The following is a 14287-nucleotide window of genomic DNA, read 5'->3' as shown; positions in this document are numbered from 1 at the left end:
TCACGAAATAAACCTCAAGAGCCTTTCGCTTCAATTGAAGCGGAGGGCTCTTTTTTGTGCGTTCCTCTATTGTCCCTCTTCACGCTGGATGGTGGGACGTATCGGATCGAGCCCGCCCGAAACATCCATAATGTTGCCTGTAATAAAATCGGAGTGATCCAGACACAAATACGTAATCACCCGTGCAATATCTTCACCGCTCCCAGGACGTCCTCTCGGCGTCTCCTGATCGGTTATGCCAGCTAATTCATCAATGGTTTTTTCCTTATTGGCCCCCCGGATATCACCGGGACACACCATATTCACCGTAATGCCGTAAGGAGCCTCCTCCACAGCAAGCGTCTTCGTAAAGGAAACCAGACCTACCTTCGCAGCAGCGTAAACTGCACGATGAGGCCAGGATCGCGCCTCTCCCGCATGGCTGAAACCAAAATGAATAATTCGGCCCCACTTTTTGCGTCGCATCTCCGGAAGCACGCGTTGGTCCAGAAGCATGGGTCCCAGCAGGTTCCCCTGTACCAACATCTGAATCTCGGCCTCGGTATAGTCTGCAAACAATCGACGTTCGCGAACGAAGGGTCCTGCATTATTCACCAGTATATCAATACTGCCCAGCTCGACTTCAACCTGTTCTACCAACATGGCGATGTCTTCCGTTTTGGAAATGTCTGCTTGAATGGCAATGCACTGTACACCTTTTGCAGTGATCTGGGCCTGAAGTGCTTCAGCTTCGATACGGCTGTGCACATAATTCAAGGCAATATGGCATCCCTGATCTGCCAGACGAAGGGCCGTCATTTTTCCAAGACCTTTGGCACTTCCCGTTATGAGGGCAACCTTCCCCTTCACGTCCATCCCCCTCTTCAAAGAGCAGTCACTCATCCAGTATAAAAGATTTATCATCCCCTCACAACTTGCTTCTCCCTTTATCTAATAAATCCCTTTTAATCCAAAAATACCTTGATGGAAAACCTCTTTATATGTTAATGTCGATTAGGCTAAAGAATCAACATTTGTAAGTTTGATTAAAATACATAACGTTTGAAAGGGTCCCGAAATGAAGAACAGCAACCAAGGTTTTATCACCTTCCTACTGGCATTATTGCTAATAATTCCTTTAATACATCTCTTTGCTTCACCAATCTTCGCTGCAAGCGAAACTTCTCCATCTCCCTATGAATATGACTGGATTGATGGGCCTGCTTCCGTCTCCTTGGATAATAAGGCAACTCTTCAAATATTCAAGGATCATTCTTTTTTGGACAAAGCCAACACTCAGCGTTCTATGCTAAACAGTGGTTCCAAACCTAATGGTAACGAAATTGGAAGTCTGTACAGCACTAGTGAACATGGATCATGGTATGTGGTGTTTGAGTACGTCAAAACAGGGCATATTCATGATCACGATCAGAACTTAGATGCTGAAGAATTGTTAAGCAGTTATATCCAAGGCACAGAAGAAGAAAATAGGGAACTCGCTCCTGAAGATAAAATATCTATTACGGGGTGGGAAATTGAACCAACATATGACCCTACCAAGCGTCAATTGGTTTACTCCATTGGTTTCAAGGACGCTAATGAGCAAGCTATGGTCAATTACAATGTGAAGTTTCTGACTCGTGAAGGGTACATTACGACCATTCTCGTTACAGATCAGCCTAGTTTTGAACAAAATCGACTGGCATTTGAAGAAGTGGTTCTGAATCAGCTTAGCGTTAATCCAGGGAACACCTACGAAGATTATGATGAATCAACGGACAAAACATCTACCGTGGGGCTCAAAAGCATACTGGTAGGCGGGATCGGTTACACGGCTGGGCAAAAATTCAGTATTTTGCTTTTATTCAAAAAAGGGTGGTACGTTATTCTTCCTATCTTGGTTATCCTATTCTGTTGGATAAAATTCAGACGGAGGAAGCAAGTGACAGATGATGATACATTATCCCCTAATGAAAAGGCCTATCTGCAAGAAGCAGATGAACAGCAGTATGCCGAACAGAATGAATTATCCTACTATAATCGGAAATCGGTGCAAACATCTCCTGAAAATAAACAATAAGGATCATTTCATTTGCGTATCCAAGAACAATAAAAAAAACCGAGTAACTCTCAGGCAGAGAGGCTCGGTTTTTTCGTATATCACTCAAATCAAATGGATTGGGTAGTTTGGCAATTTAGAATGCAGGTTCAACCGCACCTTGATAACGTTCCTTGATGAAGGTTTTAACTGCTTCGGAATTCAGGGCAGCAGCCAGCTTCTTAATCGCATCTGCATCCTTATTGTCTTCACGGGCAACGAGAATGTTAGCGTAAGGGTTGCCTTGCAGATCCTCGATAAGCAAAGAATCCTTCTCCGGATTCAAGTTAGCTTCAAGCGCATAGTTGGCATTGATGAATACCAGATCGGCTTCATCCAGCTGACGAGGCATCATGGCTGCATCGAGCTCAATAATATCCAGGTTTTTCGGATTAGCTGTAATATCCTGAATGGTGGATGCAATATTGGTATTGTCTTTCAGCGTAATGATTCCTTCTTTTGCAAGCAGCAGAAGTGCACGACCACCGTTTGATGGGTCATTTGGAATGGCTACTTTGGCGCCGTCTTGGAGCTCATCCAAAGATTTAATCTTTTTGGAGTAACCAGCAAAAGGCTCAACATGAACAGGGGTTACCGTAACGAGGTTAAAACCACGTTCTTTGTTTTCTGTGTCCAGGTAAGGCTGATGTTGGAAAAAGTTTGCATCCAATTGTTTATCGGCAAGCTGTTGATTTGGCTGAACATAGTCGTTGAATGTTACAACTTGCAAACGAATGCCTTGAGCTTCCAGCTCAGGTTTGATGCTCTCCAGAATTTCAGCATGAGGTGTAGGTGAAGCTCCCACTTTCAGTTCCACCGTACGCGGTGCACCTGCCTCATTATCTGCGCCACTGTCGGAATCCTTGTTGTTTCCGCATGCAGCCAGTACCGCAATCAGCATCAAGCTTAGCAGTGCAAAAGACCATTTTTTCATGTGTAAAACCCCTTCTCCAATATTTTTTTTGTTGCATCTTTGCATTCATTCATTTATTGAATGGATACAGTATGCTATATATGTGTTATTTCCGGGTGAACAGTTTAACCAGTTGATCGCCAAACATTTGCAGAACTTGTACGAGAATAACCATAAATGCAACAGAAATAATCATAATTTCATATTGGTATCTGAAGTACCCATAGTTAATTGCTAGCGTACCCAGTCCGCCGCCGCCGACCATACCCGCCATGGCTGTATACGATACCAGCGTTACAATAGTGATTGTAATTCCCGCGAGCAGGCCAGGCAGTGCCTCGGGAAGCAGTACACGTCTTACAATCTGTCCGGTGGATGCTCCCATGGCCTGAGCCGCCTCGATGACGCCACGGTCTACTTCACGCAGCGTTGTCTCAACCAACCTTGCAAAGTAAGGAGCAGCTGCGATGACGAGCGGCGGTATGACGCCAAGCACGCCAGTGGCTGTACCCACGAGTGAACGTGTGAACGGAATGAGGGCAACAATCAGAATGATAAAGGGTACTGACCTCAGTATATTAACAATAATAGATAACACGGTGTAAATCGTACGTGACTGGATGGAAGCCGATCTTGCTGTCATGAATAGCAGCACACCCAGCGGCAACCCGATAATGATGGTGAACAAACCGGAAGCTCCCAGAATTTGCAGTGTTTCAATGGAGGCCTTACCGATCTCTTCCCAACGTACAGTTGAAAAATCCATATTAACGAAGCACCTCCACATCAAGCCCTTGCTCTTTCAATTCCTGCACAGTCCGGCCGATCGCATCCGCATCGCCTTCAAACCGCACGGTCAACTGGCCATATGGGATCTGTTTGATCCTTGAGATCGTTCCTTGCAGAATGGCGAAGTCCACTCCGGTCTGACGAACGGTTCTCGACAGAATCGCTTCATACGTCTTCTCACCCAAAAACGAAATTTTGACCAATTGTGACCGGCCATCCTGCTGTACTGTTCCTCCCGTATGTGCCAATGCTGCTTCTTCCAAGAGAAGCTCAGACTCGTGATCACGCTGCATGAAGTCACGCGTGATGGCATGCTGTGGTTTAAGGAAGACATCCGTTACAGGGCCTTGTTCCACTATTCCCCCCTGATGAATGACAGCAACTTGATCACAAATGCTCTGAATAACATGCATCTCATGCGTGATCAAAACAATCGTGAGATTGTATTTCTGATTGATGTCCAGCAGCAGCTTCAGAATCGAAGCTGTCGTCTGTGGATCAAGGGCAGACGTTGCTTCGTCACACAGCAGAACGGAAGGATCGCTGGCAAGTGCACGGGCGATACCAACTCTTTGTTTCTGTCCACCTGACAGCTGAGCTGGATATTTGCTGCTATGATGCTCCAATCCAACGAGAGTTAGCATCTCCTTCACCTTGCGGTCAATATCAGCTTTAGGTGTATTCACGAGCTTTAGTGGAAAAGCTACATTGTCATAAACTGTAGCCGAGGATAACAGATTAAAGTGCTGAAATATCATGCCAATCTTGCGTCGCTGCTTCTGCAGATCTGTCTTATGGAGACCGGTTAGGTTGACTCCATCTACCCATACCTCACCAGATGTTGGTCTTTCGAGCAGGTTGATACATCGGATCAATGTACTTTTCCCTGCACCGGAGTGTCCAATCACTCCGAATATTTCACCTTTACCGATCTTTAGATCCAAATCGGCTAGGGCTGTCGTTTGCTTTGAACCTCTGCCATACGTCTTGGTTAATCCTTTTAATTCGATCAATATGACTTCTCCTTCCCACCGCCTACATGTATCTTTACCCGAATGAAAGGAAAACTCCCCTCTGACATATAAAAAAGAGCCCTTTTGCAGAAACAAAAAGGGCTCTTCACACGAAAGAATATACCTTCTCATCTGCCAAAATCGTGCTGTGCACCATTTTGTAGGAATTAGCACCTAACATCTATAAAGTATGACTGGTTGTCATTCGTTATAAATCGGTTGCCGGGCTTCATCGGGCCTGTCCCTCCGCCGCTCTCGATAAGAAATATTAAATTTATAAGTTCAGTGGTAAAATGTAAATGGTATGCATGTTAATGTCATGTAACGCTTAATTAGAAACTCAGTATAATCCAAGTATTCCGCTTTGTCAAAGGTAAATATTACACAAATTATTTTGCCAGTTCTGACATGCCCTGCTTGTGCCACATTTTATTGATGTAACCATAAGAAGCTTTTAGCGTTTCGCAAACCATATCCACGCCCTGACGCAATTCCTCCAGGTGCTGATCCAGATCTTCAAGCTTCACTTTCCCCTGCAAGGTTTGATGAAGCTGCCACAGATCATCCTGCATCTCGGAATTCATGTAGTGAATCTCCATATTCCGTCGTTTGCGCAGTTTGCTCATCGGTTCCCGATAAGCATCCTTAATTTTGATTAATTCAACAGCAAGATCATTATGCATTTTCGAATAGCCAAACTGTCTCATCACGGTAAAATACGAAAAATGGGATTTCACTTTGGATGTGTTCAGATTAAAAATTTCATTTAATACCGTGCCTGCCTTATCAAGAATCGCAAAACAACGAATGAACCCATCCTTGTAGAAGTACACGTATCGGGCATACTCGGCCTTCTCCTCAATGGTCATATCATCGGTGGAGCCAGCCCTGACCTTCTGGCGGAAGTGGGATGCAGCGAAGCATGCCTGCTCCAACTCGTCCAGTGAAGAAATTAATCCCTGCGTCCATACGTACAGTTTGCGATAGTCGTGAGTCGGGTCCTGATTCAAATCCAGCTGTCGTTGTAACAGTCCGAGTGTCTCCACCATGGATTCGATCGCTTCTTCCAATACGCCCTCATTCTGACGCGGCAATTCACCAAGCAACGTTCGCAGCATATACAGCCTCCTCTTTCCACTCTGCTGATCAATAAGATGATTTATAATATTAAACCTAATCGGAATCAGAGTAAACGTGTGGTCGCTGCTTACATTAGGGTGCCCTGCCCCGCCTGACATCAAACAAAGCCCACCTGCCCAATGATGTGCATCATTGGATGGCGGACTTTGCATTTGGAAACCATGAACGACACTGTACAATTAAATGTTAGAAACGATCAGCTGGCCGATGAAGCTTGTACACCAAGAAACTCATGTAGGTTAGTATCCCGAACAATATGGCGATATCAAGCATGTGAGCCAAAGCCACGAACATGTACACTTCCGGACGGCTGATGGTAAGCATCATGCCAAAACCGATCAGGACTTGAAGCAGAATGAGCACCACAGATATGACGCCCAACGCCCGAAGTTCCGTGTTATCCGGATGTTTGCGATATGCATAATGCCCCAGGATCGCAATCACAATAACAAGCGAAGCAGCGGCTACACGGTGAGCAAAAGCTACGGCCACGCCACCAGACAGTTCAGGTATGATCTGTCCGTTACAGAGCGGAAAGCCCGAGCAGCCCCCAGCTGAGTCGGTATGGCTTACAAAGGCCCCTGTGTATACCACAAGATACGTGTAGATGGTTGAGAACCATACCAGGTTGCGGAAGTTTTTACTGACCCGCGGGTATTTGTTCAACCTTTCGAGACCACCATGACGAGCCTCCTGCCTAATACCGAGAGCCATCATCAGCGAACTGGCAAAGGCAATCAGGGCAAAACCGAAGTGCAGCGCCATAACCGCAGATGATTGGGAGAAGACGACCGCAAAAGCCCCCATAATCCCCTGGATAATAACAAAGATCAACGTTAAGAATGAAAACAACTGCAGATCACGACGTGATTTGCCATATCGTAGGAATGCAACAAAAGAGGCAATGGAAAGCAATCCAGCCAATGCGCTGACCGCGCGATGCGAATATTCAATCAGTGAGGCTACAGTATGTGCAGGAACGAGTTTACCGTTACATAAAGGCCACTCCGTGCCGCACCCCAGCCCGGATTCCGTTTTGGTAACGACCCCACCGCCGAACGTAGCCAGGAACATAACAAGACAAGTTAATACGGTTAACCATTTAAACAAGGTTAAGTGCTTCAATTTTTTCTCACCCGCTGTTGGTTTAAGATGGCGAAGAACGATCTCTCCGCTTGTTTCGATACTTTGACACTTATTTCACAACTAAATTCATTATACCGGATAAAAGTGTCATTGACGCCTCGCTTTGTGACAAAATGTTAACGTCTGTCGACAAAATGACCAACAAGTCATCCCACTATATGTACCGTTATATTGTCCCCCGAAAAAGCAAAAATAAAAACGCCATTTCCTCTTTTCAAGAGGAACGGCGCAAATTTGAATTCGCAGACGAATTCGCCCGTGCTTACCTTTATTTATGAATCGTGTTGTAAACTTCAACTGCACGCTGCAGAAATTGCTCAATCTCTTCTCTCGACTTGCGAAGTTTGTTCACGTAGCGAACGAGTTCGCGGCCATCGGTGTATGCAACAAAACTTGGAATACCTAAAATATTTTGTTCCTCACTAACGGTGCCCACCTGATCCACATCAACCTCAATCAGTGTCAAATCGCGAGCAAATTTTTCCTCGACCTCGGGCATAAACGGATCAATGTACTTGCAGTCTCCGCACCAATCTGCCTTAAATACCGCTACGGTAAGCCGAGGAGATTGAATGGCCACATCAAACGCAGGTTTGGATGTAATCTGTTCCATGACAACATCTTCCTTTCTGTACCTTGTCTTATCCTTAGTGAAGCAAATTGCCGAGTGGAAGTCAAATATTCAGCACATACTTATTTTAAAATCAACCCTGATGAAAGGATGACAGGCGATGACTTCCACCCGAAACGATGCTGTATCCCCTGATTCACTCTTTCGTATTGTTCGTTCCATTCCTGGAGCGGCCAGAGAAGTATGGCGCGGCAAACAGGCCGCTTGGAAGGCTTCGGCGCAGCTTCGTCATCCTTCACGAGATTTGGCTTGGGAAGCTGAAATGGCTGAGACGCTGAAGGGGGAAATAGAACGCCTGTTACCTGGTACAGAGACGGCTTCTGCCCGCCATGCCAAAAGCGCTCCATTATGTGAAGAGGATTGCATCATTCTGGAGGAAATTAAAACGCTGACGGTGGAAAATAATCGAAGCAATATCACACGTACAGCAGCTTATCTGTCATGTTATGACCAATATCCCGAGCTGCATTGGGCCCTGCTTGCCCACATGGTTTCCCGCAATGGTGGTTATCATATGACCGATCTGCAGAGCAACCTTATGCATAATCTGCAAAACCAGACGGATCGGGAACATATGTATCGGTTGCTTGAGCGCTGTAACGCACTCATTTTCCAGGATGCCTATCCTCAACTACTGCTCTACATGAACAGCAGGCGAATCGGGCGAAGCTGCTTCCACCTGCTATCCCATTTTCACGTATCGGAGTTCATGACACCCATCTGGGAGCGGTTCTGGTTGGAACGGTGCAGTTCCCTGCTTAGTGTGGCATTAATTATTAATGAGCAGAACTATATTGAGAGCCGTGTCGTACAGCATCCTTATTTTCAAAAAGAAGTACTTTCCAAGCCTGCATTTCACCTGCACAACCTCGCTGGGCTTAATCATATTGTGTTTCCACTTGGGCGCGGAAAAGGACTCGCCGGGAGGGTAATCGAACATTTTGGTAAGCTGGATGAGCGAATCATGTTCGGCAAAAGCTTGTACGCCATGCTGTTTGGCACCGAGCAGGTGTACACACAAGTGTTGGAGTTTGCCCGTTCGGTTCCCCACAGAGGCTCACGTGCCGAATATTGGCCGGGTCTATTTACAACGAGCTTGGAGGGCGCAGCAGATTCGAAATTCTATACTCAGGAACTGCTGGAACACGAATGGATGCCAGAAAGTGGGCGATTATACAGCCCAGAGCTGCTCGCCGTATGGAAAGACACACCGTATGAACCGATTACAAGACAGGACTGGCTTCAAAATCGGGATAGTCTAGGACACCTCAGTGCACCGCGTCGTCCCTGGTTATTTGAAATGAGCCATGAACACCGATATGGGATGCTCAAAACGGCCGTTGCCCATGATGCCAAGGCATTGCTGCATTAAGTGACCTCGAGTACAGTTCTCTCGGATCGAATCAGCTGTTCATCTTGTACGATTCAAAAAATAAAAAGCCCTGCCCGCTTAAGCAGCAGACAGAGCTTGTACTTTATTTTTTAAAAAAAGATTGGCATCAACCTATGCCCGCTGACCCGTACCACGCTGAAGACGCATGAGCGGCCGCAGTACCTTTTGCAAAATACGTGGGTAGCTGCCAAGTTCATCTCTGCGCAATACGCGCAGAATGACAAGCAAGACCAGGTATACGACCACAACGAGAGCACCGACAACCAGGCAGGTCATGAGGAAGGATACACGTGCTGGCAGGAATAAACCAAAGATCCAATTGCCAGCCCAGTTTGCCCCGAAACCTATACCTGCAGCAAGTAGGACAGTTACCACAAAACCAACCCAGCGATCACCCATGATTGAGAAGGTTACGATTTTTCTCAATACTCGCAGGTTCAGATACGTAATCACCAGGAAACATAATGCTGTTGCAATAATGATCCCATAGATGCCGAATATCGGAGCCAGGATCAAACTTGCTACCAATTTAACGATAATCCCTGCAGCTACACTGATCATTGTAATCCGCGGTTTACCTACTCCAAGCAGAATGGAGTTTGTCGTCATCATCGTAATTTGGAAAATGGTACCGAAAGTTAGCAGGGTAATGATTGGAGTCCCATCTGGCGTACTGAACAGTAATCCATTCACTGAATAGGCTGCCGCACAAAGGGCAATGACGATTGGCATCCCTGTCAAAATCGAAATGCGCATGGCCAGCGTAATTTGATTCTGGAGATGGGCTTCATCTTTGCGTGCAAAAGCTGCCGAAATGACAGGTACAAGCGATTGGCTAAGCGCAATGGCCAGAATCGGCGGGATTCCCGCAATACTTTGCGCCTTCGCACCGAGGATCGCCAGCACCCCTGTTGCCTCTTCCAGACCAATGCGACCGCTGAGCAGCGGGACCACAAGCGATGAATCGATAAAGTTAATCGCCGGAACCGCAAGGGACGATAACACAATGGGAATCGACAGTTTGAAGATATCACTGTATATACCGCGCATCGGCAGCTGCTCTGCACGAACAACCTCCAGCTCGGCTGCACGATCACTACGGCGCAGCTTCAAGGTGAAGTAGAGCATTACGGCAAAGGCACCGATACTGCCGAGCACCCCACCGAAAGAAGCTCCTGCAGCAATCGTTCTGTCATCATAATTCCATTGCAGCATGACATATGCCACGATAATGGCTGTACCTACCCGGGCGAACTGCTCTACGATCTGAGATATACCGCCTGCCGTCATATTGCCGCGTCCCTGGAAGTAACCACGCATCATGGCAATGGCCGGGAAGAGCAGCAGCGCCGGAGCAAGGGCCCGAATCGCACTAACAGCCTCCGGCACCTTGGATACATACGTTGCATAATAAGGCGCTGCAAACCACAGTAAGGCTGACATGACAACCCCGGCTACCGCAGCAAAGATCAAGGCAGCCTTATAAATTTGCTGTGCTTCTCCCGCGCGCCCCAACGCGTAGCGTTCTGAAACCATCTTGCTGAGCGTGCTGGGAATTCCAGCCGTTGCGACGGTTAACAGCATTAAGTATACCGTATTGGAGATGGTAAACGATGCGTTACCGATATCGCCAAGGATATGCTCCAGCGGTACCCGCTGCACAAGACCAAGTACTCTGGCAATGAGTGCTGCGGCCGCCAGGATGAGCGTACCCTTAATGAATGTTTCCTTCTTAGACAAACTAATTCCCCTTCTTTCCCCCACACGGACGTGCATCTGGTTGAAGCCTATCCCGAACGTCTATGCGAATCTTGCCACCCAGATAATAAACAGAACAATCATGACAATTTGCAAAATAATTTTCATTACCGTACTGGTGAACAGACCAACGACGGAACCGAATCCAACCTTTGTAGCCTTGGAAGGTGATGATCCGCCGATTAATTCCCCGATAAATGCACCGATAAATGGCCCCAGTACCAACCCGAATGCGGGGATGACAAATGGACCAATAATGACACCAATCGTACTCAGGGTTGTGGATAGCTTGGAGCCTCCGAATTTCTTGACCCCCCAAGCACTAACCACATAATCCGCTACGAACAGGACCACCACGATTAGAATCTGGAAAATCCAGAACCATACGCCAAACGGATCGAAGCTGAAGAACCAGCCATAGACCAGAAACGCGAAAAAGATCGCTATAGCTCCAGGCAGTATCGGGTATACCGTTCCGGCCATTCCCACTGCAAACAAAAGCACAATTAAAGTCCAGCCAACGGTTGCAAGCAAAGGTTATTCCCCCTTCAAAATGTGTTCACGAATAACTTCCACAATTCCATCTTCATTGTTGCTCGCCACAATCAGATCAGCGGCTTCCTTCACTTGTTCCTGTGCGTTCCCCATGGCAACACCAAGACCTACCGCCTCAATTACGGCCAGATCGTTCAGGCTGTCTCCCACGGCCACGACTTCGGACATTTCTATGCCCAGCAGTTTGCAGACTTCAGCCACGCCACTCGCTTTAGAAATGCCAGCCGGGTTAATCTCGATATTAACAGGTGAGGAATTCGTCATTTGAAGGCCTCCCAGCTGCTGCAGTTCCATCATGATCTGATGACGAACTTCATCATCCTCCGTATTGAAACCAAACTTCAGCCATTCCAGATCTTCAATATTTTCTGTCCAACGCTCACGGTTGAACAGCTCCTCTACGGAATATGCCCAGTACCAGCTGTTATATTTCTCGCCAATCTCCTGCATGGTACGGATTAAAGCCGGGTCCATCAGATGACGAATGTGCAGGTCATGTGGAGCTTTCCAGACTTCACTTCCATTCACCGTGACCATTGGCGTTTCCAGTCCAAGCTGTACAGCGTACGGCATTGCATGGAATACGGCTCTTCCTGTGGACAGGCACACATGCACCCCGCGCCGGATGGCGATCTGTATCCACTTGGCGGTCTCCTGGGTAATTTCATGGTTATCGTTGAGCAATGTCCCGTCCATATCCAGCGCCAGCAATTTGTATTTAAGTTCACTCATGCAGTATTCCTCCTCGGTTGTCTCTCTACTTCTCTCTATCCAACTATTCTCTCACAAAAAGACCGCCCGGTATCCGCAGGAGGCGGACGCTCCGGACGTCACAGCTAACGACATTTTACCACAGATCATCCAGATGCAACAAAATAACGGTCAATCCAAATAACGATATGAAGGCAGACAAGATCATATGCACTTATCTGCTGGAGCAGATCAAGGGAAATCCTCATCTATATGGATGTCATACCCGATATCACACATCCCAAACAGCAAAAACCGCCTGCGTATGCAGACGGTTGTTATCTAATCTTATCGTGTCGCAAATTTACGACGAGCGTAACGGAGGATAATGCCATGTTTCGGAGACAGCAAGAGTGCCAAAACAAACAGAATTCCAGCTACCGCCACCATGCAGCCTGCAATGGAAGCATCCAATGCATAAGCCATCATATAGCCCCCAACAGAGGAAGCAGCACCCACCAGTACGCTGTACAGAACCATTTTACCCAGACGGTCCGTAAGCAAATAAGCTGTCGCCGCAGGAACAATCAACATGCCTACCACGAGGATGGACCCCACACTTTCAAAGGAAGCCACGGATGTCATGGATACAAGCCCCATGAGCAGGTAATGGAACAATACAACCGGAATACCGCAGGCAGCTGCCAGCGCCGGATCGAAGGCGCACAGTTTGAACTGTTTATAAAACAGTCCGATAACAATCAGGATGATCAGGAGCGTAATACCCAGCATCCAAACGGCCCTTGGTCCGACATCCGTACCTCCAAGTGTTAATGTATCCCACTGTACGTAGGCTATCTCACCAAAGAGCACACAGTCCAGATCCAGATCAATATGCTGGGCGTTCAGACTGATCAGAATAACACCGACGGCAAACAGTGCCGTAAATACAATGCCAATGGACGCATCGGAAGACAGCCCTCCGGCCTGTAGGCTTTGAATGAAGAATACCGTTAATAGACCGAAAATAGTGGCCCCAAGCAGCATCCATAAGGAATCCCTGGAACCGCTCCATAGAAAAGCAATGGCAATCCCGGGAAGCACGGCATGGCTGATGGCATCCCCAACCAGTGCCATTCGCCGCAAGATAAGGAAACATCCGAGAATGGCACATGCGGACGAAACCAATACAGCCGTTAATATGATCCAAAATGTAGCCATTACAGCTCCCCCCGTTCCTGCTGTGTTCCTTGGGCGGACAGTGTCTGAAGCGTAGCACGCTCTTCTCGAAGATAAGCCGATTTGGCCTGCATGCTTCGCAAACGGCGAGCCAGTAACCCCCGACGCGGAGCAAGCAGAGCTGAGCCGGCAAACAATACCGTAGCCGCAAGGACCGTCACAGGTCCTGTCGGCAGATTAGGAACGAGCGTGCTGAAGATGGTGCCTGTGGCACCACTCAGAGCACCAAATATGCCTGCGAGCAGCACCATAAGTGCAAGTGAATCGGTCCAGCAGCGCGCTGCTGCCGCAGGAGTCACAAGCAAGGCAGCGACAAGAACAACTCCGACTGCCTGAATTCCCGCTACAACCGCGATGACTGTCAGCAGCAAGATCAGCTGTTCCAGCATCGCTACAGGCAATCCCATGCCCCGGGCAAATCCAGGATCAAAGCTCACAAGCTTGAATTCCTTGAACCAGACCAGACAGGCAATGAGTAAAACGAGACAGACACCGCCCATGACGTATACATCGGTCATCACCATGGAGGCCGCCTGACCAAACAAATATTTATCGAGCCCACTTTGGCTTCCGCTGGCCCCATGCTGAATGCGGGTCAGCATGACTACACCGATGCCGAAGAATACCGTCAGCACAATCCCCATCGCTGCATCCTGCTTAATCCGTGAATACCGGGTGATCCAGGATATCCCGAAGGTCGCAATGATTCCTGCAGCGAGTGCACCAAACAGAAAGAGACCTACGGACTTGGTTTCCGTCAACATAAAAGCAATACAGATCCCTGGCAATGCCGCATGTGCCAGTGTATCGCCCATCAAACTTTGGCGGCGCAAAAAAGTAAATGAGCCAATAATGCCACTACTGAACCCGAGCAACAAACAGCCAAGCAAAATCCAGCGTGTGTTGGGGTCAGACAGAATGGAAAAGATCCAGTTCCCCATGA

Annotated in this window: 14 protein-coding genes and 1 riboswitch; of the genes, 2 read left to right on the top strand and 12 right to left on the bottom strand. The window is 47.6% G+C overall.

Going from position 1 to position 14287, the window contains the following annotated elements; genetic code table 11:
- Positions 1-66: 66 nt before the first annotated feature.
- Positions 67-849, bottom strand: coding sequence for an SDR family oxidoreductase (locus tag CHH60_RS22525; protein ID WP_095361257.1), 783 nt, complete (start codon positions 847-849; stop codon positions 67-69).
- Between the two features lie 208 nt (positions 850-1057).
- Here CHH60_RS22525 and CHH60_RS22520 point away from each other — a divergent pair, with 208 nt between their 5' ends.
- Positions 1058-2059: a DUF2167 domain-containing protein gene (locus CHH60_RS22520; protein ID WP_095361256.1), complete on the top strand. Its 1002-nt coding sequence runs from the start codon at positions 1058-1060 to the stop codon at positions 2057-2059.
- A 115-nt stretch (positions 2060-2174) separates the two neighbouring features.
- Here CHH60_RS22520 and CHH60_RS22515 read toward each other — a convergent pair whose 3' ends face one another.
- The 6 genes from CHH60_RS22515 to CHH60_RS22490 all read right to left on the bottom strand — a co-directional run bounded on the left by CHH60_RS22515 (position 2175) and on the right by CHH60_RS22490 (position 7691).
- The gene (locus CHH60_RS22515) at positions 2175-3011 is read right to left on the bottom strand and encodes a MetQ/NlpA family ABC transporter substrate-binding protein (RefSeq protein ID WP_095361255.1); all 837 of its coding nucleotides are present in this window, start codon (positions 3009-3011) and stop codon (positions 2175-2177) included.
- Between the two features lie 85 nt (positions 3012-3096).
- Complete coding sequence (locus tag CHH60_RS22510) at positions 3097-3756, bottom strand: methionine ABC transporter permease (RefSeq protein ID WP_170948264.1); 660 nt, start codon at positions 3754-3756, stop codon at positions 3097-3099.
- 1 nt (position 3757) lies between these two features.
- Positions 3758-4792, bottom strand: a complete 1035-nt coding sequence (locus CHH60_RS22505) for a methionine ABC transporter ATP-binding protein (protein WP_095361253.1) — start codon at positions 4790-4792, stop codon at positions 3758-3760.
- A 125-nt stretch (positions 4793-4917) separates the two neighbouring features.
- A riboswitch (SAM riboswitch) is annotated at positions 4918-5057 on the bottom strand.
- Between the two features lie 124 nt (positions 5058-5181).
- A complete protein-coding gene (locus CHH60_RS22500; RefSeq protein ID WP_095361252.1) occupies positions 5182-5910 on the bottom strand; it encodes a Cthe_2314 family HEPN domain-containing protein in 729 nt (242 codons plus the stop codon).
- A gap of 208 nt (positions 5911-6118) precedes the next feature.
- Positions 6119-7057, bottom strand: coding sequence for a COX15/CtaA family protein (locus tag CHH60_RS22495; protein ID WP_095361251.1), 939 nt, complete (start codon positions 7055-7057; stop codon positions 6119-6121).
- A gap of 289 nt (positions 7058-7346) precedes the next feature.
- Entirely contained in the window at positions 7347-7691 is a 345-nt protein-coding gene (locus CHH60_RS22490) for a thioredoxin family protein (protein ID WP_095292122.1), read from the bottom strand.
- A 118-nt stretch (positions 7692-7809) separates the two neighbouring features.
- Here CHH60_RS22490 and CHH60_RS22485 point away from each other — a divergent pair, with 118 nt between their 5' ends.
- Positions 7810-9081, top strand: coding sequence for a DUF2515 family protein (locus tag CHH60_RS22485; protein ID WP_095361250.1), 1272 nt, complete (start codon positions 7810-7812; stop codon positions 9079-9081).
- Between the two features lie 132 nt (positions 9082-9213).
- Here the strand turns inward: CHH60_RS22485 and CHH60_RS22480 are convergent, their stop codons facing one another.
- The 5 genes from CHH60_RS22480 to CHH60_RS22460 form a co-directional block, all read right to left on the bottom strand.
- Entirely contained in the window at positions 9214-10842 is a 1629-nt protein-coding gene (locus tag CHH60_RS22480) for a putative polysaccharide biosynthesis protein (RefSeq protein WP_095361249.1), read from the bottom strand.
- Between the two features lie 60 nt (positions 10843-10902).
- Complete coding sequence (locus CHH60_RS22475; protein ID WP_095292156.1) at positions 10903-11343, bottom strand: DUF456 domain-containing protein; 441 nt, start codon at positions 11341-11343, stop codon at positions 10903-10905.
- Positions 11344-11397: 54 nt separating this feature from the next.
- On the bottom strand, positions 11398-12147 hold the full coding sequence (locus CHH60_RS22470; RefSeq protein ID WP_095361248.1) for a Cof-type HAD-IIB family hydrolase: 750 nt from the start codon (positions 12145-12147) through the stop codon (positions 11398-11400).
- A gap of 306 nt (positions 12148-12453) precedes the next feature.
- Positions 12454-13326 (bottom strand): metal ABC transporter permease, encoded by an 873-nt coding sequence (locus tag CHH60_RS22465; RefSeq protein WP_095361247.1) that lies wholly within the window; start codon positions 13324-13326, stop codon positions 12454-12456.
- Positions 13326-14285, bottom strand: a complete 960-nt coding sequence (locus CHH60_RS22460) for a metal ABC transporter permease (protein WP_095361246.1) — start codon at positions 14283-14285, stop codon at positions 13326-13328. The genes CHH60_RS22465 and CHH60_RS22460 overlap by 1 nt, the downstream gene beginning before the upstream one ends.
- Between the last annotated feature and the right edge of the window lie 2 nt (positions 14286-14287).

This window comes from Paenibacillus sp. 7523-1 (assembly GCF_002276415.1).
Classification (GTDB): Bacteria; Bacillota; Bacilli; order Paenibacillales; family Paenibacillaceae; genus Paenibacillus; species Paenibacillus illinoisensis_A.
Note: the sequence above shows the minus strand (reverse complement) of the source record. Positions and strands in the feature narration are given on the sequence as shown.